Genomic DNA, 23,113 nt, shown 5'->3' on the forward strand with positions numbered 1-23,113 from the left:
GCCGTGGTTGCAGGCGGGCCGCATAAGCTGCGGTTCTCAGCCACCCTGAAAAAAGCCCGGCGCGAGCGCCGGGCAAGAAGGGGATTGCTCCCCTGCGGTGGTCTCTGACAGCGGTCAGCCCAGCAGGCGGCGGGCGATGACCTGCGCCTGGATCTCAGCGGCACCTTCAAAGATGTTCAGAATACGGGCATCGCACAGCACGCGGGAGATCTTGTACTCCATCGCAAAACCGTTGCCGCCGTGGATCTGCAAGCCATTGTCGGCCGCCGCCCAGGCAACCCGCGCGCCCAGGAGCTTGGCCATCCCGGCCTCCAGGTCGCAGCGGTGGCCGTGGTCCTTTTCCCAGGCTGAGAAATAGGTCAGCTGCCGGGCGATCATGATCTCCACCGCCATCATCGCCAGCTTGCCGGAGACGCGCGGGAAGTTGATCAGCGACTTGCCGAACTGCTTGCGCTCCTGCGCGTACTGCATGGCAATATCCAGCGCCGACTGCGCCACGCCGATGGCGCGGGCCGCGGTCTGGATGCGGGCCGATTCAAACGTCTCCATCAGTTGCTTGAAGCCCTTGTTTTCCTCGCCGCCCAGCAGGTTTTCCTGCTTCACGTGGAAATTGTCGAAGCCCAGCTCGTATTCCTTCATGCCGCGGTAGCCCAGCACCTCGATCTCGCCGCCGGTCATGCCGGGGGTGGGGAAGGGCGCCTCGTCGGTGCCCGGGGTCTTCTCCGCCAGGAACATCGACAGCCCGCGGTGATCGGTGGTGTTCGGATCGGTGCGCGCCAGCAGCGTCATCACATGGGTGCGGGCAGCGTGGGTGATCCAGGTCTTGTTGCCGGTGATCTTGTAATCGCCGTTCTCATCCTTCACCGCGCGGGTGCGCAAGGACCCGAGGTCAGAGCCGGTGTTCGGCTCGGTGAACACGGCGGTCGGCAGAATCTCGGCGCTGGCCAGTTTCGGCAGCCAGTTGGCCTTCTGCTCCTCGGTGCCTCCGCACAGGATCAGCTCCGCCGCAATCTCGGACCGGGTGCCCAGCGAACCAACACCGATATAGCCGCGCGACAGTTCCTCGGACACCACAACCATCGAGGCCTTGGACAGGCCGAACCCGCCGTATTCCTCCGGAATGGTCAGCCCGAAGACACCCATTTCGGCCAGCTCCTCGATGACTTCCATCGGGATCAGCTCATCCTTCAGGTGCCAATCATGGGCATTCGGCTCGACCTTCTCCACCGCATAACGGCGGAACTGGTCGCGGATCATCTCCAGCTCTTCCTCCAGGCCGGAGGCGCCGAACATGGTGGAACCAGCCTGTTCCTCCATCAGCTCCACCAGACGGCTGCGGGCGGCCTGGCTGTTGCCCTGCTCGCGCAGCGTCATCACTGCAGGCACCATCAGCCCACGCTGGGCGTCCTGGCTCAGGCCCAGATCCTGCAAGCGGATGATCTCGCCCTGGTTCATTTGGATGCCGCCGTAGACCTGCCACAGGTATTCGCCAAAGCCGATCTGGTGCAGCAACTGCTCCATCTCGCCGAACTTGCCCTCGCCCTGCAGCTTCTCCGCCCATTTCTGCATCTGCCGCAGCGAGTAGACGTAAGTAGCAAGCCAGGACAGACCATGCGCCGCCACCTGGTTTTCCTCGATCAGCTTGCCGGAGACACGGCCGTCGCTGCTCACCATGTCCTTGACGGAGGCCCGTGCGGCCTCAAGCAGCTGGTCCAGCGGTTCCAGCGCTGCGCCGGTCAGCGCCAGCAGGTCGGGAATGAGAGTCGGTTTCATATGCAAGTCCTGTCCGTCGTGGGCCATGAATCAGATCCTTCTTCGGTCGCCCGGTGGTAAATCATTTTGCAGGTGCAGCGCAACAAAAATACTCACGGGTGCGTCATTTGGATCAAATCTTGCGTGTTGATTTTGCCCGTGCAGCACGCTGCGGATGTGATAGAGCGGAGGCATGACCGCATTGTTTTCGCTTCTTTCCCCGGCTGAACTGGCAGCGGCCTTTGGTATCGCGCTGCTGGCGGGCACGGTCAAAGGCCTGGTGGGCTTTGCCATGCCGATGATCTTCATCTCGGGCCTCAGCATGTTCCTGGCACCCGAGCTGGCGCTGGCCGGGCTGATTCTGCCCACGCTGGTAACTAACGGCATGCAGGCGCTGCGGCAGGGGCCAGCGGCGGCCATGGCCTCGATCCGCAAGTTCCACGTGTTCCTGCTGATCGGTCTGGTCTGCCTGCTGCTCAGCGCCCAGTCCGTGCGGCTGCTGCCGCAGCAGGCTCTGCTCCTGGTTATTGGCCTGCCGGTCACTGTCTTTGCCTGCATCCAGCTGATGGGCAAGACATTCACCATCGCCAATCCTTCCCGCCGCAGCGAGGCTGTGGTCGGTGGCATTGCGGGGCTGATCGGCGGTGTGTCCGGTGTCTGGGGGCCGCCGACGGTGGCTTACCTGACCGCCCTGAATACCGAAAAGACAGAACAGATCCGGGTGCAGGGGGTGATCTACGGCCTGGGCGCGGTGGCGCTGCTGGTGGCCCACATTGGCTCCGGCGTGATCCGGACTGAGACCGCGCCCTTTTCGCTGGTGCTGATCGTGCCGGCAGTGGCGGGCATGTGGATCGGCGGGCAGCTGCATGACCGCATCGACCAGGTGCTGTTCCGCCGCGCAACGCTGGTGGTGCTGCTGATCGCAGGCCTGAACCTGCTGCGCCGCGGCGTTCTGATGTAATGGGCGGGCAGGGCAGCATGCAGCAACGGCTCAGTGCAGAACAACTGGCAACCGGCTCCATCCTCATCGCTTTGGCAGTGATGGCGCTCAAGGTCGCCGCCTGGCGGATGACCGGTTCCGTGGCGCTGCTGTCGGATGCGCTGGAATCGCTGGTGAACATCGGCGGCGCGGTGATGGCCTGGTTCGCGGTGCGCTATGCCCAGCGGCCGCCGGACGCGGGCCACCCCTACGGCCACCACAAGGCCGAGTATTTCTCGGCGGTGATCGAGGGCATCCTGATCGTGATCGCTGCCCTGGTGATCCTGCACGAAGCCATCAGCGCGCTGACCCGCGCAGGCGATCCCGCCTGGGGCGCTGCCGGCATGTTGGTGAACGCGCTGGCGATGCTGGTGAACCTTGCTTGGGCGCGGGTGCTGCTGCGCGCGGGCACACGGTTGAAGTCCCCGGCGCTGTCGGCTGGCGGGCGCCACCTGATGAGCGATGTCTGGACCTCTGCCGGGGTGCTGGCTGGGCTGGTTCTGGCACTTGTCACCGGCTGGGCGGTGCTCGACCCGCTGCTGGCGCTGCTGGTCGGCGTCAACATCCTGCGCGAGGGCTGGCTGGTGATCGCAGCCTCCGTGAACGGCCTGATGGACACCGCCGCCCCGGCGGAGGAACGCCAGAAAATCGAAGAGGTCATCCAGCGCATGGCAGCAGGCGCGCTGCAGGTGCATGGCCTCAAGACCCGCCGGGCCGGCCGTGCGCTGTTTATTGAGTTTCATATGGTGGTGGACGGCGCCATGACGGTGCGGGCGTCCCACGGCATCTGCGACATGATTGAGATCGCCTTGAAAGATGCCCTGCCGGAGGCGCAGGTGGTGATTCACGTGGAGCCGGAGCACAAGCTGGAGCCCGCCGGCATCGAACCGCACTGAAGCGTTTGCATTTCCCCGCCGCCTCCCGTTTAACCGCCCTCAGACAGGCAAAGGAGCAGGCACATGGCGATGGAGTGGAACAGGCTGCTGAACCCGGGGCGGCTGTGCCGGCCGGACTTCCCCGAAGCCCCGGGGCGCGAGGCCTATCTGCAGGACTATGACCGCATCCTGTTCTCCGAGCCGTTCCGGCGGCTGGCGCAGAAAACCCAGGTGCACCCGCTCTACAGCCACGACCATGTGCACCACCGGATGATCCACAGCATGGAGACCTGCAGCGTCGGCCGTTCGCTTGGCGCTGGCGTTGGGCAGGCCCTGCTGGCAGCAAACCGCATCACCCCGGATCAGGTCTTGCGCATTGCCGGCCATGTGCAATCCGCCTGCCTTCTGCATGACATCGGCAACCCGCCCTTTGGCCACTCCGGCGAGGACAGCATCGGCGGCTGGTTTGCCGCGCAATTCAAGGCAGGTGCAGGGCTCGCCGCCGAGGTCCCGGCAGCCCAGCAGGCCGAGTTTGCCCATTTTGAAGGCAACGCCCAGGGCCTGCGCATCGCCGGGCGGCTGGAAATGGCCCGGCGCGAGGGCGGCATGCGGCTCAGCTACGCAACGCTGGGCGCCTTCCTGAAATACCCCTGTACCCGCCAGGTGCGCGATGCCGTTTGCGGCGATGGCCCGGCGCCTTATGCAGGCCTCAAGAAATTCGGCGTCTTTGCCGCTGACACAGCGCTGCTCGATGAAATCTGCACCGCCACCGGCATGATCCGCGAAAGCGCAGGCTGGTACCGCCGCCACCCGCTCGCTTTCCTCGTCGAGGCCGCGGATGACATCTGCTACCGCATCATGGATATCGAGGACGCAGGCGCCGTGGGCGATCTGGACCGGGGTGATGTGGCTGCTGTGCTCGAGGACATCACCGGCAAGCGCAACCGCGAGGAAGACGCCGCCATGCCGCTGGGCGAGCGTGTCGCCCTTCTGCGCGCGCTCTCCATCGGTGCCGCCACCAGCGCCGCTGTGCAGGCCTTCCTGGACAATTACGACGCCATCATGAGCGGCGAATTCGACGGTGACCTGATCGGCGCATCATCCAAGGCGGACGCCTTTGCCGAATTGCAGCGCCTGTCGGTGGAACGCATCTTTGCCGCGCGCCGCAAGACAGAGCTGGAGGTCGCAGGCCGCCAGGTGCTGCACCGCGTCCTCGGCCACTTCCGCGGGCTTTACACCGATCTGGCTGCCTGCGGCTGGGATCAGGCGGTGCTGGCCAAGGAGCATCCCCATTGGGCACAGCTGATCCGCGCCGTCGACCTGGATCTGCGCGGGGTGGAGGATGCCTGTACAGCCATGCATTCGCTGGCGGATTTCGTCTCCGGCATGACCGACCGCTACGCAGTCAAGGTGCGGGACATGGTGACAGGCAGTCTTTAGGCCTGATCCTCTTCCTCCGGGCGCATGATCTTTTCCCGGGCCGCGCTGTCGCGGCCTGCCATCTGGTCGGTGATCCGGTTTGCCCAGGCGTTGTTCTCGTCCGCCAGCGCCTTGATCTCACGCGCCAGAAAGGCAAAACCCTGGCCGGCCTTACCTGCCCGCGCTGCCTCGATCCCTGCGTTGATCGCCAAAATTGAAAGCTTTTGCACCGACCGCAGAATGTTTTCCGCCAGTTTCAGGATTTCGGCATTGTCTGCTTCGGTCTTCTGCAGGGTGACTTCCAGCTCCTCGCGCAGGCTGACTTCGGCTGAGGCATCCACCACCAGCCCTTCGAGGAATACCATCTCTCCGCTGTCATCGTAGACTGCGTTGCCACGCTCGCGGACCCAGGCGGCTGAACCGTCGGGCCGCTGGAGCCGGTAGGCAACGTCCCAGTTCTCCCCGGCTGTTATGGCAGCATCAACGTCGGCAAAGACACGGTCAATGTCATCGGCATGGGTCAAGCCGACATAGGACACTTTCGAGTTTCCAAGTATGTCCGATTTCGGGCAGCCGCACAGCTTCTCGACCTGCCCGGCCATGAACTGCATCGTGAAATTCTCGTCATTGGCACAGCGGTACACAAAGGCGCTGCCGGAGCTGAATATGCTATTGAAAACCCTCAAAGCCTCTTTATCCATTCTGGCCTCTCCCTGGGTTGGCGCAAATCTGCAGCAAACAGCCGCAAAGCTGTGATTGCGGAAGATTTGCGGTGGTAAGAGTTAAGAAATGGTTTCTGTGAAATTTAATTTCCTGAAATGAAAAACCCCGGCGCTTGGCCGGGGTTTTCTTTACTCAGAGGAATTGGCGAAGCCTCAGCCGATGGCGGCGGCCTTCACGTCCTCGTCGATGAACGGCAGGTACTGCTCGAAGTTGTCAGAGAACATCTGCACCAGTTTGGCCGCCTGGGTGTCATAGGCGTCCTTGTCGTCCCAGGTGCGGCGCGGATCCAGCAGCAGCTCCGGCACGCCCGGCACGTTCACCGGCACGTCAAAGCCGAAGTTCGCGTCTTTACGGAATTCCGCATCCGCCAGCGAACCGTCCAGCGCAGCAGTCAGCAGCGCGCGGGTCGCCTTGATCGGCATCCGGCTGCCGGTGCCATAGGCGCCGCCGGTCCAGCCGGTGTTCACCAGCCAGCAGGTGGCGCCGTGCTGGGCGATCTTCTCGCGCAGCAGGTTGCCGTACACTTCCGGGCGGCGCGGCATGAACGGCGCGCCAAAGCAGGTGGAGAAGGTCGGCTCCGGCTCGGTCACGCCGCGCTCGGTACCCGCCACCTTGGAGGTGAAGCCGGACAGGAAGTGGTACATCGCCTGCGCCGGGGTCAGCCGCGCGATCGGAGGCAGCACGCCGAAGGCATCGCAGGTCAGCATGATGATGTTCTTCGGGTGGCCGCCGCGGGCGCTGGCCGATGCGTTGGAGATGTAGTGCAGCGGGTAGGCGCAACGCATGTTGGCGGTCAGGCTGTCGTCGTTGAAATCCAGCTCTTTGGTCTCCGGATCGAACACCATGTTCTCGATCACGGTGCCGAACTTGGAGGTGGTGGCGTAGATTTCCGGCTCTGCCTCGGCATTCAGGTTGATGGTTTTGGCATAGCAGCCGCCTTCGAAGTTGAAGGTGCCGTTGTCGGCCCAGCCGTGCTCGTCATCACCGATCAGGACGCGGTCCGGGTCGGCCGACAGGGTGGTCTTGCCGGTGCCCGACAGGCCGAAGAACACGGCGGTGTCGACCGGGTTGCCTTTGGCGTGGTTGGCGGAGCAGTGCATCGGCATGATGCCTTTTTCCGGCAGCAGGTAGTTCAGCAGGGTGAACACCGATTTCTTGTTTTCGCCAGCGTATTCGGTGCCGCCGATCAGGATCATCTTGCGGTCGAAGTTCATCGCGATGATGGTCTCGCTGCGGCAGTCGTGCTTCTTGGGGTCGGCCTGGAAGCTCGGGCAGTTGATGACGGTGAAATCGGCGATGAAATCATCCAGGTCTTCGCGGTCGGGACGGCGCAGCATGGTGCGGATGAACAGGTTGTGCCAGGCCAGCTCGGTCACCATGCGGACGTTGATCGCATGTGCCGGATCGGCGCCGCCCACCAGGTCCTGGACGTAGTAGTCCTTGCCCTTCATGTGCTCCAGCATGTCGGCGTAGAGCGCGTCAAAGCCCTCGGCGCTCATCGCGGCGTTGTTGTCCCACCAGATGGTGTCGCGCACGCTGTCGGTTTTCACGACATGTTTATCCTTGGGCGACCGGCCGGTGAATTTGCCGGTGGTGACCAGGAAGGCGCCGCCATTGCCCAGCGTGCCTTCGCCGCGCTTCAGCGCGGCTTCGATCAGCGCAGGCTCCATGAAGTTGTAATAGACATTGCCCAGACCCTCGATGCCCTGATCCTCGAGGCGGAATTGCGGGTTAACCCGTCCAGATGTCATGCGTTTTTTCTCCTGTGGCGGCGCGGGCGGCACGCAGGCTGCGCGGCTGCGCCATTGGGGCAATAGAAACGGCATCGCTGCCGGTGGCGCGGTCTTAACATGGCGTTTTGGGGGGTGAACAGGCCGGTTTCAACCAGTTAGCGCCATCAAGGCAATGTTTAGCGCAACCATTGTTCTGCACCGCGGCATGTGCCCGGCTGTTCAGTGAACGCTAAGGTATTTTTGCCCCAATTGTGTCCAAAGATTGTCCCGATTCTTCAAATGGGATTGATTCGGGGCACTAGAACGGCGATGAACATGGTAAAAACAAAACATAACAGAGCAGATTAGGGGCAATTCCGATGTCGAAGATTGCTTTGGTTGACGATGACAGGAACATCCTGACATCGGTTTCCATGACGCTTGAGGCCGAGGGCTTTGAGGTCGAAACATATAATGACGGGCAGGCGGCGCTGGACGCCTTCAACAAGAAACTGCCGGATATGGCGGTGCTGGACATCAAGATGCCGCGCATGGATGGCATGGACCTGTTGCAGCGGCTGCGCCAGAAATCCCAGATGCCGGTGATCTTCCTGACCTCCAAGGATGATGAGATCGACGAGGTGCTGGGCCTGCGCATGGGGGCTGACGATTACGTCAAGAAGCCGTTTTCGCAGCGCCTGCTGGTCGAACGCATCCGGGCGCTCTTGCGCCGCCAGGAGGCCATCAGCAGCGACGCCGAAGGCACCGCCTCGCCCGAGGCCAAGGTGATGGAGCGCGGCAACCTGCGGATGGACCCGCTGCGCCACGCGGTCAGCTGGAAGGGCAGGGACGTGTCGCTGACAGTGACCGAATTCCTGCTGCTGCAGGCGCTGGCCCAGCGGCCCGGCTTCGTCAAAAGCCGCGACCAGCTGATGGATGTGGCCTATGACGATCAGGTCTATGTGGACGACCGCACCATCGACAGCCACATCAAGCGCCTGCGCAAGAAGATGCGCAGCGCGGATTCGGATTTTGCGGCAATCGAGACCCTTTATGGAATCGGTTACCGTTACAATGAAGAATAAGCGGCTCATCTAAGCGGGGCTTCTTGCCCCCGGCCAAGGGAGTGGCGCGGATGCGCGATACCAGCATAGTGCAACGCCAGCAGGACGGCGATGTGGTTTTGGGGGAAGACTGGGTCACCCCCGACCAGTCGGTCACGCGCGAGATGCAGGTCAAGCGCGCCCGCCGCGGGCTCCTGCCGCTCAAGGGCTCGCCGCTGACCCGCCGGATCATCACTTTCAACCTGATTGCGCTGACCATCATGGTCACCGGCATCCTCTACCTGAACTCTTCCCGCCAGAGCCTGGTTCAGCAGCGGGCCGGCGCGCTGGTCTCCGAGGCGATGCTGGCCGCCGATGTGTTCGAGGCTGAGATGCCCGCGGCCGGCGCCGTCAGCTTTGCTGCCGGCGATGGCATTCAGGTGGAAGATACCTTGGCTCGCCTCAGCCTGCGCGGCGGGGTCGAGGCCTTTGTGTTCGACACCACCGGCAACCTGATTTCCAGCATCAAGGGTGTGGACCGCAGCGATGCGCTGAACGTGCTGAACGACAGCGGCCGCAGCCGCACCCTGATCAGCGACGCGCTCTCTGTGCTCTGGGGATTGACGGAAGGCGATGAAACACCCAATGCGGCTTCTGGCCCGACGCTGGAGGAACGGCTCAGCGGCCTTGTGGACCGTGCGATGAATCGCGGCACCGGGGTTGAAACCGTGGTGGACACCAGCGGCAGCCGGGTGATCTCCGCGGCTACCCCGATCATGCACAACGGCACCGCCGTCGGGGTGATCGCGCTGACCTCGCCCACCGGCGAGGTAGACGCGCTCGTTCGCGGCGAGCAGGAACGGGTTCTGCAGATGTTTGTGGTGGCGCTTCTGGTTTCCGTCGGCCTCAGCCTGGTGCTGGCTTCGACCATCGCCAACCCCTTGGCCGATCTGGCCGAGGCGGCGGAACTGGGCCGCGACCGCGGCAGCCGTAAATCCAACCCGGGCCGGATCCGCATCCCTGACCTGTCCGCCCGCCCTGACGAGATTGGCCGCCTCAGCCGTGCCCTGCGCGGGATGGTCAAGGCGCTTTATTCCCGCATCGACAGCAATGAGCAGTTCGCCGCGGACGTGGCGCATGAGATCAAGAACCCGCTCGCCAGCCTGCAATCCGCGGTTGGCACCCTGCGGATGGTCCGCCGCGATGACCAGCGCGAAAAGCTGATGGACGTGATCGAACACGATGTGCGCCGCCTCGACCGGCTGGTCAGCGACATCTCCAACGCCTCGCGGCTGGACGCCGAACTGGTCAAGGAGGAGGAGGAAGAGTTCAACCTCCTGTCCATGCTGGGCAACCTGAACCAGTACCTGGGCGAGGATGCCCGCGCCAAGGGCATCGACTACATCACCGATCTGCCCGCACAGCCGATTCAGCTGCAGGGGCTGGAGGCGCGCCTGGCGCAAGTTTTCGTGAACCTGATCACCAATGCGATTTCCTTCTGCGAGGAGGGCGACGCCATCCGCGTCTGGGCGCGCCGCCGCGCCAACCGGGTGCTGATCGTGGTAGAAGACACCGGCCCAGGCATCCCCGACCAGGCGCTCTCCAAGATCTTCAAACGCTTCTATTCGCAGCGCCCGGTGGAGCATTTCGGCAATAACTCCGGCCTTGGCCTGGCGATCTCCAAGCAGATTGTCGAGGCGCATGGCGGGGTGATCTGGGCCGAAAACATCCGCCCGACCGAGGCCGATGTCACTTCCGAGCCACTCGGCGCGCGTTTTGTGGTAGGCTTGCCTGTCTGATCCCGGTTCAAGCCCATGTCTGAAACACAAAGCCTCATCCTGCATGCCTCCTGCGTCGCGCTGGAGGGACAGGGGCTTTTGATCACCGGCACCTCCGGCCAGGGAAAATCCGCGCTGGCGCTGCAGCTGATGGCCTTCGGCGCCCAGCTGGTGGCGGATGACCGGGTGCTGGTGCAGCTCCTGCACGGGGAACTGGTCGCCAGCGCGCCGGAACCGATCCGCGGTTTGATCGAGGCGCGTTATATGGGCCTTCTGCAGGCGCAGATCCGCAGCCCGGTGCCGGTGACGGCGCTGGTCGATCTCGACGAGGCAGAGACCGAACGCCTGCCGGTGCGCCACACCACCCAGCTCTTGGGGCAGGAGATTGTCCGGGTCAAACGCGTGGACGGCGCCCATTTCGCCCCGGCCCTGATGCAATACCTCAGATGCGGGGCGCTGGACCCGGATGCCTGAACAGAAAAAACAGGCAGTCCCGGCGGTTCTGGTCACCGGCCCCTCCGGCGCGGGCCGGACCACCGCGATCAACGTGCTGGAGGATCTTGGCTTCGAGGCAATTGACAACCTGCCGCTGCGCCTGCTGCCCGGTCTGTTTGATGCCGCCGCAGCGCCGCGCCCGATGGCGCTGGGGCTGGACAGCCGCAACCGGGACTTCTCGCCGCGCGCGCTGCTGGATGTGATCGACATGCTGTCGGGCCGCCGCGAGCTGGACTTGACCGTGCTCTACCTCGACGCCCAGCCCGATGTGCTGTTGCGCCGCTACTCGGAAACCCGCCGCCGCCACCCGCTGGCACCGGCAGAATCCCCGGGCGAGGGCGTGCGCCGCGAGCTGGACCTGATGGGACCGATCCGCGACCGGGCCGACATCTTGCTGGAAACCTCGGGCATGAACGTCCACCAGCTGAAGGCGGAGATCGAGCGCTGGTTCGCCCCCGGCGGCCGCACCCTGGCGCTGTCGGTGCAAAGCTTCTCCTACAAGCGCGGCATGCCGCACGGGATCGACATGGTGTTCGACTGCCGCTTCCTGGCCAACCCCTATTGGGACCCGGGCCTGCGTGCGCTGAACGGCCAGGATCCGGCGGTGCAGGACTATGTCCGTGCCGACGACCGGTTCCAGCCGTTCTTTGACCGGGTGCTGGACCTGACCCGGCTGCTGCTGCCAGCCTACCGGGATGAGGGGAAATCGCATTTTTCCATCGCCTTCGGCTGCACCGGCGGCCAGCACAGATCGGTGACAATGGCGGAAACCCTGGCCAAGGCCCTTGCGGAGGACGGCTTGCAAGTGTCAATTAGACACCGCGAGCTGCAAGGCCAGCAAAAGAAGTGAGAGGCCGGGTTGATCGGGATTGTGATCGTAGCGCATGGCGGACTGGCAAAGGAATACCTTGCCGCAGTGGAACACGTTGTGGGTCCGCAGCCCAGCCTTGTGGCCATTGGCATCGGCCCTGAAGACGACCGCAGTGCCAAGCAGAAGGAAATCGCCGCTGCAGCCGATAAGGTCGACAGCGGCGGCGGCGTGGTTGTGGTGGTGGACCTCTTCGGCGGTTCGCCCTCCAACCTCAGCCTCAAGGCCTGCGCGCCCGCGGACCGCCGCATTCTTTATGGCGCCAACCTGCCGATGCTGATCAAACTGGCAAAATCCCGCCACCTGCCGGTTGCCGATGCAGTGCGGCAGGCAATGGAGGCCGGGCGCAAGTATATCAACGCCCAGAACGTAAACCCTGACGGGGAGCAGGCACATTAAATGGCTCTGAAGACGCTGAAAATCATCAACGAAAAGGGGCTGCACGCCCGCGCCTCTGCCAAGCTGGTGGAGGTGGTCGAAGCGTTTGACGCCACGGCAGAGGTGCTGAAGGACGGAATGTCGGCCTCAGGCGACAGTATTATGGGGCTTTTGATGTTGGCAGCCTCGAAAGGAACGACTATTGACGTCGAGACTTCGGGGCCTGATGCTGACGCGCTGGCGCATGCGCTGGAGGCTCTGGTGGCCGACAAGTTCGGCGAGGGCTACTAGGCCCGCGCCGGCGACGGGACGGGAAAAGGCACATTGGCGGATACCGCACAAGACAGGAATACCGGCATCGCGCCGGACACCGCTGAGCAGACAACGGGCGAGGTCTATGACCGCCGCACGCTGACCTATGCCAACTCCTTTGACGACCGCTGGACCTCACTTGCGATCAAGACCATCGAATGGCTGACCGGCAAGCTGACGATCCTGCGCATGGTCAACAAGTTCGAGAAGAACAACGCCGAATACCGTGGCCAGAAGTTCTGGCGCGGTGCGCTCAACACCATGGGCATCGACCTGCAGACCCCGCAGGAGCAGATTGACAATATCCCCGCCGACGGCCCGGTGGTGATTGTCGCCAACCATCCGCACGGCATGGTCGACGGCATGATCTTTGCCGACCTGATCGGCCGCCGCCGCCTCGACTACCGTATCCTGACCCGCTCGGTGCTGACCGGCCTGGACGAGGCCGCAACCTCCTTCATGATCCCGGTGCCCTTCCCGCATGACCCCGAAGCGCAGCGCAAGATGGTCGACATGCGCGCCAAGACCATGGCCTTCCTCAAGGAGGGCGGGGCCGTGGCACTGTTCCCCTCCGGCGTTGTGATGTCGTCCGACAGCTGGTTCGGCCCCGCGGTTGAACGTGAATGGAACGTCTTTACTGCCCAGCTGATCCGCCGCTCCGGGGCCCGGGTGGTGCCAATCTTTTATCCCGGCTCGAACTCGCGCTGGTACCAGATCGCCTGCCAAATCTCCCCGATCCTGCGCCAGGGCCTCTTGCTGCATGAGATCGTCCGTTCCTGCAACAAGCCGCAGGCGCCGGTGGTCGGCAAACCGCTGACCGATGAGCAGATGGAACAGCTGCAAACCGATCCGCGTGGCTTCATGGCCTGGCTGCGCGAGCACACGCTGAACCTCGGCAAGCAGGGCTGAGCCTGCGCTCTCCATACGGCCTGAAACGAAAAAGCGCCCCGCGGGGCGCTTCTTTGTTTGTGCCGTCTGTTACCGGGTCGGCACCGGGGTTTCCCCGCGGTAGTCATAGAACCCGCGCTGGGTCTTGCGGCCCAGCCAGCCGGCCTCGACGTATTTGGTCAGCAGCGGGCAGGGGCGGTATTTGGTGTCCGCCAGCCCGTCGTGCAGCACGTTCATGATCGCGAGGCAAGTGTCCAGCCCGATGAAATCCGCCAGCTCCAGCGGCCCCATCGGATGGTTGGCGCCCAGCTTCATCGATTCGTCGATCGACTTCACCGACCCCACGCCCTCATAGAGCGTATAGACCGCCTCGTTGATCATCGGCATCAGGATGCGGTTGACGATGAAGGCCGGGAAATCCTCGGCGCTGGCAGAGGTTTTGCCCAGCCGTGCCACCACGTCCTGGCAGGCCTTGAAGGTCGGCTCGTCGGTGGCAATGCCGCGGATCAGCTCCACCAGCTGCATCACCGGCACCGGGTTCATGAAATGGAACCCCATGAAGCGTTCGGGCCGGTCGGTGCGGCTGGCCAGCCGGGTGATCGAGATCGACGAGGTGTTGGAGGTCAGGATCGTATGCGGCTGCAGATGCGGCTGCAGGTCCTCAAAGATCGCCTGCTTCACGGTTTCCCGCTCGGTCGCCGCCTCGATCACCAGATCGGTTGCACCCACGTCGGCCAGCTTCAGCGACGGCACGATGCGCGCCAATGCGGCCTTCACATCGTCTTCCGAAATCTTCCCCTTGCTGGCCTGGCGCTCCATGTTCTTGTGGATCAGGCTCAGCGCGGCGTCCAGCGCCTGCTGGCTGACGTCATTCAGCACGACCTCGTATCCGGCCAGCGCCATGACATGGGCAATGCCATTGCCCATCTGACCCGCGCCGATCACTCCAACCTTCTGAATTTCCATGCCTCAGGCTCCTGAAATAGCTGCGGCAACCATACTGGCCGGGCGCGGGCAGGCACAAGGGCAGCTGGCCCGGATTTGAGGCAAATTCTCACTTTAGGGAAATTGCAATGGTTGCCCGCCAGGGTGAGTCTCGGGTGAAAAATTTGGTGGTAGTATGAGCTATGAACTCAAAAGCGCGGGGGCGCTTGCGGGGGAACCAGTCAGATATGGTCAATCCAGACTGCTGGTGCGGGGGCCGCGACGGTCCCTGGATGACCCTTATGTCGCTTTTCTTGGCGGAACCGAAGTCTATGGGCGATTCGTTGAATTTCCCTTTGTCGACTCGCTGCAGGCCCGGCTGGGCATGGATTGCGTCAACCTGGGCAGCGTGAACGCGGGGCTGGACAGTTTCGCGCATGACGACAGCCTGATCGGCGTTGCCCGCAACGCCCGGCTGACCGTGGTGCAGATGCTGGGCGCGCAGAATATCTCCAACCCCTATTACCGGGTGCATCCGCGCCGCAACGACCGCTTCCTTGCCGCCCAGCCAGCGCTCAAGACCCTGTATCCTGAGGTCGACTTCACCGAGTTCCACTTCAACAAGCACCTGCTGTGCTCCCTGCGAGAGATCTCCGCGCAGCGGTTTGAGCAGGTCCGCGAGCAGCTGCAGCGCAGCTGGATCGACCGGATGACCAGGCTGGTCGATGAACTGGACGGCCGTGTCCTGCTGTTGTGGCTGCGCTATGCGCTCGACGCCGAGGCCGGCTTCCCGGAGGAGCCGGTGCTGGTCGACCGCGCCATGGCTGAGGCGCTGCGCCCCAAGGTGCAGGGCATCCTCGAAATCAAGGCTGCCTCCGCTGCCGCGGCGCAGGATATTTCCGGCATGATCTTCGGCCCGATGGAGCTGCCGGCTGCCCGCCATATGATCGGCCCCAAGGAACACATGAAAATCGCAGAGGCGCTGGCCGACGACCTGGAGCCGCTGCTGCGCGCCTGAGCGTCAAATCCCCCTTACCATCAGAACGGAAAAAGGCCCGCCAATTGGCGGGCCTTCCTTTTGGTCAGCTGTCCGGCTGGGCTCAGCCCAGTTTTTCGGTCAGGGCCGGGACGGCTTCGAACAGGTCGGCAACCAGGCCAAAGTCCGCAACCTGGAAGATCGGTGCTTCTTCGTCCTTGTTGATCGCCACGATGACCTTGGAGTCCTTCATACCGGCCAGGTGCTGAATGGCGCCGGAGATGCCGACAGCGACATACAGGTCCGGTGCAACAACCTTGCCGGTCTGACCCACCTGCCAGTCGTTCGGGGCATAGCCCGAGTCGACAGCCGCGCGGGAGGCGCCAACAGCGGCGCCCAGCTTGTCGGCCAGGTTCTCGATCAGTTTGAAGTCTTCCTCGGAGCCAACGCCGCGGCCGCCGGAGACAACGATGCCGGCCGAGGTGAGTTCCGGACGGTCGCTTGCGGCAACCTTGTCTTCAACCCACTCGGACAGGCCCGGGTTTGCCGCTGCCGAGATGGTTTCCACGGAAGCGGAACCGCCTTCGCCAGCTGCGTCAAAGGACGCGGTGCGGAAGGAGACGACTTTCTTGGCGTCGCTGGACTTCACGGTCTGGATCGCGTTGCCGGCATAGATCGGGCGCTCGAAGGTGTTGCCGTCGACAACGCCGGAGACGTCCGAGATCACCATCACGTCCAGCAGTGCTGCAACGCGCGGCAGAACATTCTTGGCGTCGGTGGTGGCCGGAGCAACGATGTGCTCATAGTCGGACGCCAGGCCAGCGATCAGCGCCGCGGTCGGCTCCGCCAGGCGGTGGCCCAGCGATGCGTCCTCGGCAACCAGAACCTTGGCAACGCCAGCGATTTTCGCGGCTTCTTCGCCAGCGGCAGCAGCAGAGGCGCCAGCGGCCAGAACGGTCACGTCGCCCAGCTTGGAGGCAGCGGCAACGGCTTTTGCGGTCGCGTCCAGCGCCAGCGCGCCGTCGGTCACTTCAGCAAGGAGAAGAACAGCCATTACACAGCCCCCGCTTCTTTGAGTTTCTCAACCAGCTCGTCGACAGAGCCGACCACGATGCCTGCGGCGCGTGCCGGCGGCTCTTCGGTCTTGACGATTTCCAGGCGCGGGGTGACGTCGACGCCGTAGTCGGCGGCGGTTTTCTCGTCCAGCGGCTTTTTCTTCGCCTTCATGATGTTCGGCAGCGACGCATAGCGCGGCTCGTTCAGGCGCAGGTCCACGGTGATGATGGCAGGCATCTTCACGGAAATGGTCTGCAGGCCGCCGTCGACCTCACGGGTCACCTTGGCGTTACCGCCTTCGATGTCCAGTTCGGATGCAAAGGTGCCCTGGGACCAGCCCAGCAGCGCCGACAGCATCTGGCCGGTTGCGTTCATGTCGTTGTCGATTGCCTGCTTGCCGCAGAGCACGACGCCCGGCTGCTCTTCCTCGACCACTTTGGCCAGGATTTTCGCAACGGCCAGCGGCTCGATGTCGGTGTGCACGTCGTCGGCAGCAACCACCAGGATGGCGCGGTCTGCACCCATCGCCAGGGCGGTGCGCAGGGTTTCCTGAGCCTGCTTGACGCCGATCGAAACCGCAACCACCTCATCAGCCTTGCCGGCTTCTTTCAGGCGGATGGCTTCTTCGACAGCGATTTCGTCGAAGGGGTTCATCGACATTTTCACGTTGGCGAGATCGACACCGCTGCCGTCCGCTTTGACGCGGACCTTCACGTTGTAGTCAATCACGCGTTTGACAGGCACGAGTACCTTCATTTTGCGTTCTCTCCTTAACAAACGGCAAGCCGCCCCAGGGCGACTCCCCCTCTATGCTCTCGCAGCGTTGATACCGGCTGGTGTGCGCCTGCAACAGGGCAAAATCGTCACGTTAGCGCACGCCGACGTCGCGTTTGCTCATTTGGAACATCATTTTTGCAAGAATGTTTCCGGTGGGAAATCCGCCTGCCGCGACGGCAGGGCGCGGGAGTCCCGCATGACGCGTTTGGCGCCGGATTCGCAAAAATCCGGCGCCAAGGGGCGAATCAGACCGGGCAAACCGGGGCAGGTCGCCTCAGCGGTTGGCGCCGGGCACCCACAGCACGTCGTCCTTGCCGCCGTTGTTGGCGGTGCGGGCGGCAACAAAAAACCAATCCGACAGGCGGTTCAGGTATTTCACCGCCGCCGGGTTCACGTCCTCAGCCGTGCTGAGGTCGGTCGCCAGCCGTTCGGCGCGCCGCGCCACGGTGCGGCAGACATGCAGATGTGCCGCCAGCCTGGAGCCGCCCGGCAGGATGAAGCTGCGCAGCGCCTCCAGATCCTTGTTCATCACGTCGATCTCGGCTTCCAGCCGCTCGACCTGCGCCACCGCCACCCGCAGCGGCGGGTATTCGGCCTCGGCGTCCTTTTCCATCTCGGGCCGGCACAGGTCGGCACCCAGGTCGAACAGGTCATTCTGGATGCGCGCCAGCGCCGCATCCATCTCGCCGTCGGCTTCCAGCCGCGCGACGCCGACAAAGGAGTTCAGCTCATCCGAGGTGCCATAGGCATTGACCCGCGCCGAGTGTTTGGCCACCCGCTCGCCGTTCCCCAGCGCGGTTTCGCCCTTGTCGCCGGTGCGGGTGTAAATCTTGTTCAGAACGACCATCGCCGATTATCCTCCCTGGCTGCGCAGATAGACGTAGGCCAGCAGGATCACCACTGCAATGAATTGAAACAGGATGCGCAGCCGCATCATCTTGTTTGCATTGCGGCGGTTGAACTCCCCGCCCTTGCCAAAGCCGCCGATGCCAATGACCAGCGCCACAACCACGGCCGCCACGGCTGCCAGTCCCAGATAATACAGCGGATCGCTCATCCTGTCCCCCAAAGGCCCATCAATTCTGTCGCTCCCATCTAGCCTGCGCGCGCGCAGATGGCGACCCTATCCGAGCCGCACAAGGATGCGGTCAATTGCCCGGGTCGGCAGGATGCGCCGCAGAAAGCCCGCGATGTGGGTTGGGGTGGTGACGTAATAGCGCGGATGCGGGCGGCGGGATTCGCAGGCATGCGCCAGCTTGGCGGTGACGGCGGAGGCCGGCAGTTCGAACCGGTCCGGGCCATTGCTGCCCTCATAGAGCCGCTTCAGCAGCCGCGATTCATACAGGTCGCGCAACGGTGACACTTTCCAGTCGATGAACCGCTCGAAATGCGGGATCGACTTTTCCCGGATCTTCGACGTCACCGGTCCCGGCTCGATCAGCACCATTTGGATGCCGGTGCCCTTCAGCTCTATTCGCAAGGTGTCCGTCAGCCCCTCCAGCGCGTATTTCGTCGCCACATAGGCGCCGCGCCAGGGGAAGGTCACAAACCCCAGGATTGAGGAGTTCTGCACGATCCGCCCGTGCCCCTGTTTGCGCATCACCGGAATCACCTGCCGGGTCAGCTCATGCCAGCCAAAGAAGTTGGCCTCGAAGATCGCACGCAGGCCTTCGGTCGGCAGATCCTCCACTGCGCCCGGCAGCCCGTGCGCACCGTTGTTGAACAGCGCATCCAGGGTGCCACCGGTGGCCTCCAGCACCTCACTCAGGCCGGCGGTGATGCTTTCCGGGTCGGTGTAATCAATGCGCGGGCTCTCAAACCCTTCGGCCCGCATCCGGTCGCAGTCGCGCTGCTGCCGGCAGGAGGCAAACACCCGCCAGCCGCGCTCCCGCATGCCGCGGGCCGCATCCAGGCCGATCCCGGAGGAACAGCCTGTAATCAGAATCGTTTTCTTCAAGAGAGTGCCCCTCTGCCCGGAAGTCTCCGGGACCAGTTATGGGCGTTTCTTGCTCACCAGGGAAGCGGCAATCCAGCCCACCTTGCCCTTGCCGGGCGCGCGCAGGTGCAGCCAGCCGGTGCCGCTGTCCTCGAACACGACAACCTCGTCACCGCCCAGCAGACGCGCAATCACCGGGTAATTGGTGCCCGGCCCCTGCCGCATGTTCACGCGCGACGCTCTGATTCGGCGGATGTCCTTCTCCGGTTCAGGCTGCGGCTCGGCCAGGGCTGCGCCCGCAGGTTCGGACGCATCGTTTTGAACCTCAGTTCCGGCAGCGGCTGTCTGAATGCTGGAAATGCCGCCCTCCAGCGATGCCAGCTGCAGTTGGGCGCCCTGGTCTGCAACTGCCGGAAACACGTTTGTGCTGTCACTGATGGCCAGGCGTGCCTGGGTGATCTGCCGCAGCGCCACCCGCGAGCGCAGCTGCGGGTCGGCTGCAGGGCGCGCAGGCCGGGCGGCCTCTTGCGCGCTGCCTGCAGGCTGGAAAGTCACGTTTCGGATCAGGGATTTGGCGTCTTCGCCGGCCCGGCTGCTGCGGTTGGCCTGCCGGGTTTCATCCGGTGCGGAAAATGCTGCTTTGGCAATTTCCAGCGCTTCAGAGCGCTCCTGGCGCGGCTCAAAATCCGCACCCCCGCTGAGTTCGTAAAAGCCCCAGCCCAGAAAAGCGAAAGACACAAAAATAAAACGCGACATAACCGGTCCCCCTAGTACCACCACACGGGCAGCTGCACTGAATTGCATTGGTTTGAAAAAGAAACGCGCGGCGCGGCTGCCTGGTTCCTTTCTATCTAGGGCAAGTTAACGGCGGGGAAACAGGGGAGAGTCCGCCTTATTCTCCCCCAAGCTTCCCCCGAACCCCGTGGGCGCGCCGCTGCACCCTGCGAATTTCGCGCGCGCCCGCTTTACCAATTCCGGCGGCGGAAGTATCACCGATGCATGACCGACCTGGTAGAAGATCCCGACATGCCGTCTGCCCCCGAACAGGGTGAAATCCTGGAACCGCTGCGCCGCGCCATTGGCGAGCGCTATCTGACCTATGCGCTCAGCACCATCATGCACCGGGCGCTGCCCGACGCGCGTGACGGGCTGAAGCCGGTGCACCGGCGCATCCTCTATGCGATGAACCGCCTGCGCCTCAGCTCCACCGGCGGCTTTCTGAAGTCGGCCAAGATTTCCGGCGACACCATGGGTGACTTCCACCCCCACGGCGACGCCGCGATCTATGACGCGATGGCGCGCCTGGCGCAGGACTTCAACGTCCGCTACCCGCTGGTCGACGGCCAGGGCAACTTCGGCAACATCGACGGCGACAACCCGGCGGCCTCGCGCTACACCGAGGCGCGGATGACCTTCGTGGCCGAGGCGATGCTGGAAGGCCTCAATGAGGATTCGGTTGATTTCCGCGACAACTACGACGGCCGCCTGACCGAACCGGCAGTGCTGCCCGCGACCTTCCCGAACATCCTGGCCAACGGCGCCGCCGGCATCGCGGTCGGCATGGCGACCAACATCCCGCCGCACAACATTGCCGAGCTGATCGACGCCTGCCTGCATCTGATCAAGACGCCGGATGCGCGCGACGACACCCTGCTGAATTATGTGCCCGGCCCCGATTTCCCCACCGGCGGCATCATCGTCGAGCCCAAGGAAAACATCGCCAAGGCCTACAGCACCGGCCGCGGCTCCTTCCGCCTGCGCTGCAAGCACGAGGTCGAGGACCTGGGCCGCGGCCAGTGGCAGATCGTCGTCACCGAAATCCCCTATCAGGTCCAGAAATCCAAGCTGATCGAGAAGATCGCCGAGCTGATCCAGACCAAGAAGGTGCCGATCCTCGCCGATGTGCGCGACGAATCGGCGGACGACATCCGCATCATCCTGGAACCCAAGTCCAAGAACGTGGACCCCGAGGTTCTGATGAACATGATGTTCCGCAATTCGGACCTGGAAATCCGCTTCAGCCTCAACATGAACGTGCTGATCGACGGTGTGACCCCCAAGGTCTGCTCGATGAAGGAGGTGCTGCGCGCCTTCCTCGACCACCGCCGCGACGTGCTGCAGCGCCGCTCGCGCCACCGGATGGAAAAGATCGATCACCGGCTGGAGGTGCTCGAAGGCTTCATCATTGCCTTCCTGAACCTCGACCGGGTGATCGACATCATCCGCTATGACGAGGACCCGAAGGCCGCCCTGATCCGCGAGGATTGGAGCAAGGACCATCCCCGCGCCTTCACCGAGGCCGAGTATGTCTCTCCGGCCCCCGGCGCGGGCGAGCTGACCGAGGTGCAGGCTGAGGCGATCCTCAACATGCGCCTGCGGTCTTTGCGCAAGCTGGAAGAGATCGAACTGGTCCGCGAACGCGACGCCCTGCGCGAGGAACGCGCCGGGCTGGTTGAACTGCTGGCCTCCGAGGATCTGCAATGGTCCCGCATCTCCGAGCAGTTGAAAGAAACCAAGAAGCAGTTCGGCAAGGACTACGCAGGCGGCGCCCGCCGCACGTTGTTTGCCGAGGCGGGCGAAGTCGAGGACGTGCCGCTGGAAGCGATGATCGACCGCGAGCCGATCACCGTGGTCTGCTCCCAGATGGGCTGGATCCGGGCGATGACCGGCCACATCGACCTGAACCGCGAGCTGAAGTTCAAGGACGGCGACGGCCCCCGCTTCATCTTCCACGCGGAAACCACCGACCGCCTGCTGGTGTTCGGTTCCAACGGCCGTTTCTACACCCTGTCGGCCGCCAATCTGCCCGGCGGGCGCGGCATGGGCGAACCGCTGCGCCTGATGGTGGACCTGCCGAATGAGGCTGAAATCGTCGACCTGATGATCCACAACCCCGACGGCCGCCTGCTGGTGGCCTCGGATGCCGGCAACGGTTTCATCTGCGCCGAGAAGGAAATCGTCGCTCAGACCCGCAGCGGCAAGCAGGTGCTGAACGTCAAGGACGACGACCGCGCCAAGATCTGCATCCCGGTGGAGGGCGACCACGTCGCCATCGTCTCCGAGAACGGCAAGTTCCTGGTTTTCGCGGTCGAGGAAATGCCCGAGCTGACCCGCGGTAAGGGCGTGCGCCTGCAAAAGTACAACATGGCCCGCGGCAAGCAGGGCTCGCTGGAACTGGACGGCGGCCTCTCCGACATCACCACCTTCAACTGGGATGACGGCCTGCGCTGGGAAATGGGCGGCGGCAAGACCCGCCACGAGGCCGACCTCACCCAGTGGCTCGGCAAGCGCGCAGGCGTGGGCAAGCGCCCGCCGCACGGCTTCCCGCGCAATTACAAGTTCAAGTAAGGCAGCAGAAACCTGCCGCCTGCCTGTGCCCCCCGCGCCACCCGCGCGGGGGTTGCTGTTTCCGCCTCTTTACCCTGGCCGCCGCCCCCGGCTATCTGGGCGGGACCGACTTTCTCTTGGGGGACTTCCATGATCCGCGTTCTTTCCGTGCTTGCCTCTTTGGCCCTGCTCGCCGCCTGCGGCGAAACCCAGCTGAACGAAGCGCCGGAGGATCTGGGCGCCTTCCAGGCCCGTGTCACCCATGTCTACACCGAGAAAGCGCTGCAATGGCCGCTGTCGCGCGACGCCGAGCACAGCGAATGGACTGCGCCGATCGAAAACGCGCTGAACACCCGCCTGCGCCGCTATGACGGCGTCCAGCAGTACGACGTCGCGGTGACGCTCGAAGGTTTCATGCTGGCCCCCCCCGGCGTGCCGGTGCTGTTCTCCCCCAAAAGCGCGGTGGTGGTGAACGTTTTTGTCTATGACGTGGCGCAGAAGAAATTCCTCGCCAAGAAGCACCAGATGCAGATCTTCGAAAGCACCACCGGCGAAAGCGCGGTGCTGGGCTCCGGCCATGCCCGCACCAAGCAGGAGCAGATCCAGGGCCTTGCCATCAATATCGCCGACAAGGTCGAGGAGTGGATGGCCGAGCAGCACGAGGCGGAAGGCTGGTTTGCCCCGCGTGCAGCGGCGGAATCCAGCGCCGGCGCAGACGCGGCTGCGGCAGAGACGCAACCGGCTGGCTGAGGCGCGCGAAAACCGCCCCTGTCAAGCAGGAACGGGTTGATTTTTGCCGGCAAACCAAATAATCCGCCGGCGCAGAGGAAACCGGGTCGGCAAGCGACCCCTCATTTCAAAAGGGCGCCTAAGCAATGGCTAAGGAAAAGTTTGA

Annotated in this window: 23 protein-coding genes; 13 read left to right on the forward strand and 10 right to left on the reverse strand. The window is 63.7% G+C overall.

What is annotated here, in order from left to right; all coding sequences use genetic code 11:
* Positions 1-114: 114 nt before the first annotated feature.
* Positions 115-1,800, reverse strand: coding sequence for an acyl-CoA dehydrogenase family protein (locus RA24_RS08245; protein ID WP_039190936.1), 1,686 nt, complete (start codon positions 1,798-1,800; stop codon positions 115-117).
* Positions 1,801-1,945: 145 nt separating this feature from the next.
* On the opposite strand from RA24_RS08245, the gene RA24_RS08250 reads away from it, so the two are divergent.
* The 3 genes from RA24_RS08250 to dgt all read left to right on the forward strand — a co-directional run bounded on the left by RA24_RS08250 (position 1,946) and on the right by dgt (position 5,046).
* Positions 1,946-2,713, forward strand: coding sequence for a sulfite exporter TauE/SafE family protein (locus tag RA24_RS08250; RefSeq protein ID WP_039190938.1), 768 nt, complete (start codon positions 1,946-1,948; stop codon positions 2,711-2,713).
* 17 nt (positions 2,714-2,730) lie between these two features.
* The gene (locus RA24_RS08255; protein ID WP_039190955.1) at positions 2,731-3,627 is read left to right on the forward strand and encodes a cation diffusion facilitator family transporter; all 897 of its coding nucleotides are present in this window, start codon (positions 2,731-2,733) and stop codon (positions 3,625-3,627) included.
* Between the two features lie 63 nt (positions 3,628-3,690).
* Entirely contained in the window at positions 3,691-5,046 is a 1,356-nt protein-coding gene (gene dgt / locus RA24_RS08260; RefSeq protein ID WP_193747117.1) for a dGTP triphosphohydrolase, read from the forward strand.
* Here the strand turns inward: dgt and RA24_RS08265 are convergent.
* Positions 5,043-5,726: a methyl-accepting chemotaxis protein gene (locus RA24_RS08265; RefSeq protein ID WP_052269561.1), complete on the reverse strand. Its 684-nt coding sequence runs from the start codon at positions 5,724-5,726 to the stop codon at positions 5,043-5,045. The genes dgt and RA24_RS08265 overlap by 4 nt on opposite strands.
* A 174-nt stretch (positions 5,727-5,900) precedes the next feature.
* Positions 5,901-7,499 carry a phosphoenolpyruvate carboxykinase gene (locus tag RA24_RS08270; RefSeq protein ID WP_039190939.1) on the reverse strand — a complete coding sequence of 533 codons (1,599 nt, stop codon included), beginning with the start codon at positions 7,497-7,499 and terminating at the stop codon, positions 5,901-5,903.
* 341 nt (positions 7,500-7,840) lie between these two features.
* Between RA24_RS08270 and RA24_RS08275 the strand changes: the two genes are divergently transcribed.
* Genes RA24_RS08275 through RA24_RS08305 form a run of 7 tightly spaced genes read left to right on the forward strand, consistent with a single transcriptional unit; the run spans position 7,841 to position 13,243 of the window.
* Positions 7,841-8,545, forward strand: a complete 705-nt coding sequence (locus tag RA24_RS08275) for a response regulator transcription factor (protein WP_019296585.1) — start codon at positions 7,841-7,843, stop codon at positions 8,543-8,545.
* Between the two features lie 50 nt (positions 8,546-8,595).
* On the forward strand, positions 8,596-10,302 hold the full coding sequence (locus RA24_RS08280; RefSeq protein ID WP_019296584.1) for a sensor histidine kinase: 1,707 nt from the start codon (positions 8,596-8,598) through the stop codon (positions 10,300-10,302).
* A 15-nt stretch (positions 10,303-10,317) separates the two neighbouring features.
* Positions 10,318-10,755, forward strand: a complete 438-nt coding sequence (locus RA24_RS08285) for an HPr kinase/phosphorylase (RefSeq protein ID WP_019296583.1) — start codon at positions 10,318-10,320, stop codon at positions 10,753-10,755.
* Positions 10,748-11,626, forward strand: a complete 879-nt coding sequence (gene rapZ, locus RA24_RS08290) for an RNase adapter RapZ (protein WP_019296582.1) — start codon at positions 10,748-10,750, stop codon at positions 11,624-11,626. The genes RA24_RS08285 and rapZ overlap by 8 nt, the downstream gene beginning before the upstream one ends.
* A gap of 9 nt (positions 11,627-11,635) precedes the next feature.
* Positions 11,636-12,043 carry a PTS sugar transporter subunit IIA gene (locus tag RA24_RS08295; protein ID WP_019296581.1) on the forward strand — a complete coding sequence of 136 codons (408 nt, stop codon included), beginning with the start codon at positions 11,636-11,638 and terminating at the stop codon, positions 12,041-12,043.
* Entirely contained in the window at positions 12,044-12,313 is a 270-nt protein-coding gene (locus RA24_RS08300) for an HPr family phosphocarrier protein (RefSeq protein ID WP_019296580.1), read from the forward strand.
* Positions 12,314-12,346: 33 nt separating this feature from the next.
* A complete protein-coding gene (locus RA24_RS08305) occupies positions 12,347-13,243 on the forward strand; it encodes a lysophospholipid acyltransferase family protein (RefSeq protein WP_039147096.1) in 897 nt (298 codons plus the stop codon).
* Between the two features lie 69 nt (positions 13,244-13,312).
* Here the strand turns inward: RA24_RS08305 and RA24_RS08310 are convergent, their stop codons facing one another.
* A complete protein-coding gene (locus RA24_RS08310; RefSeq protein ID WP_039190941.1) occupies positions 13,313-14,188 on the reverse strand; it encodes a 3-hydroxybutyryl-CoA dehydrogenase in 876 nt (291 codons plus the stop codon).
* A gap of 154 nt (positions 14,189-14,342) precedes the next feature.
* On the opposite strand from RA24_RS08310, the gene RA24_RS08315 reads away from it, so the two are divergent.
* Positions 14,343-15,164 carry a DUF6473 family protein gene (locus RA24_RS08315; RefSeq protein ID WP_039190943.1) on the forward strand — a complete coding sequence of 274 codons (822 nt, stop codon included), beginning with the start codon at positions 14,343-14,345 and terminating at the stop codon, positions 15,162-15,164.
* A gap of 82 nt (positions 15,165-15,246) precedes the next feature.
* Here RA24_RS08315 and RA24_RS08320 read toward each other — a convergent pair whose 3' ends face one another.
* The 6 genes from RA24_RS08320 to RA24_RS08345 all read right to left on the reverse strand — a co-directional run bounded on the left by RA24_RS08320 (position 15,247) and on the right by RA24_RS08345 (position 19,647).
* Positions 15,247-16,176 carry an electron transfer flavoprotein subunit alpha/FixB family protein gene (locus RA24_RS08320; protein ID WP_019296576.1) on the reverse strand — a complete coding sequence of 310 codons (930 nt, stop codon included), beginning with the start codon at positions 16,174-16,176 and terminating at the stop codon, positions 15,247-15,249.
* Positions 16,176-16,934, reverse strand: coding sequence for an electron transfer flavoprotein subunit beta/FixA family protein (locus RA24_RS08325; RefSeq protein WP_019296575.1), 759 nt, complete (start codon positions 16,932-16,934; stop codon positions 16,176-16,178). Before RA24_RS08325 ends, RA24_RS08320 begins: the two co-directional genes overlap by 1 nt.
* Before the next feature lie 295 nt (positions 16,935-17,229).
* A complete protein-coding gene (locus tag RA24_RS08330) occupies positions 17,230-17,802 on the reverse strand; it encodes a cob(I)yrinic acid a,c-diamide adenosyltransferase (protein ID WP_039190945.1) in 573 nt (190 codons plus the stop codon).
* Positions 17,803-17,808: 6 nt separating this feature from the next.
* Positions 17,809-18,012, reverse strand: coding sequence for a twin transmembrane helix small protein (locus tag RA24_RS08335; protein WP_019296573.1), 204 nt, complete (start codon positions 18,010-18,012; stop codon positions 17,809-17,811).
* A gap of 66 nt (positions 18,013-18,078) precedes the next feature.
* Positions 18,079-18,912: an SDR family NAD(P)-dependent oxidoreductase gene (locus tag RA24_RS08340; RefSeq protein ID WP_039190947.1), complete on the reverse strand. Its 834-nt coding sequence runs from the start codon at positions 18,910-18,912 to the stop codon at positions 18,079-18,081.
* Between the two features lie 36 nt (positions 18,913-18,948).
* Positions 18,949-19,647, reverse strand: coding sequence for an SH3 domain-containing protein (locus RA24_RS08345; RefSeq protein WP_039190949.1), 699 nt, complete (start codon positions 19,645-19,647; stop codon positions 18,949-18,951).
* A 243-nt stretch (positions 19,648-19,890) separates the two neighbouring features.
* Here RA24_RS08345 and RA24_RS08350 point away from each other — a divergent pair, with 243 nt between their 5' ends.
* Both RA24_RS08350 and RA24_RS08355 read left to right on the forward strand, forming a co-directional pair.
* Positions 19,891-22,239 carry a DNA topoisomerase IV subunit A gene (locus RA24_RS08350; protein ID WP_019296570.1) on the forward strand — a complete coding sequence of 783 codons (2,349 nt, stop codon included), beginning with the start codon at positions 19,891-19,893 and terminating at the stop codon, positions 22,237-22,239.
* A gap of 129 nt (positions 22,240-22,368) precedes the next feature.
* Entirely contained in the window at positions 22,369-22,968 is a 600-nt protein-coding gene (locus tag RA24_RS08355) for a hypothetical protein (protein ID WP_039190951.1), read from the forward strand.
* Positions 22,969-23,113 lie beyond the last annotated feature (145 nt).

The sequence above is a fragment of the Leisingera sp. ANG-M6 genome, assembly GCF_000813905.1.
Taxonomy (GTDB): Bacteria; Pseudomonadota; Alphaproteobacteria; order Rhodobacterales; family Rhodobacteraceae; genus Leisingera.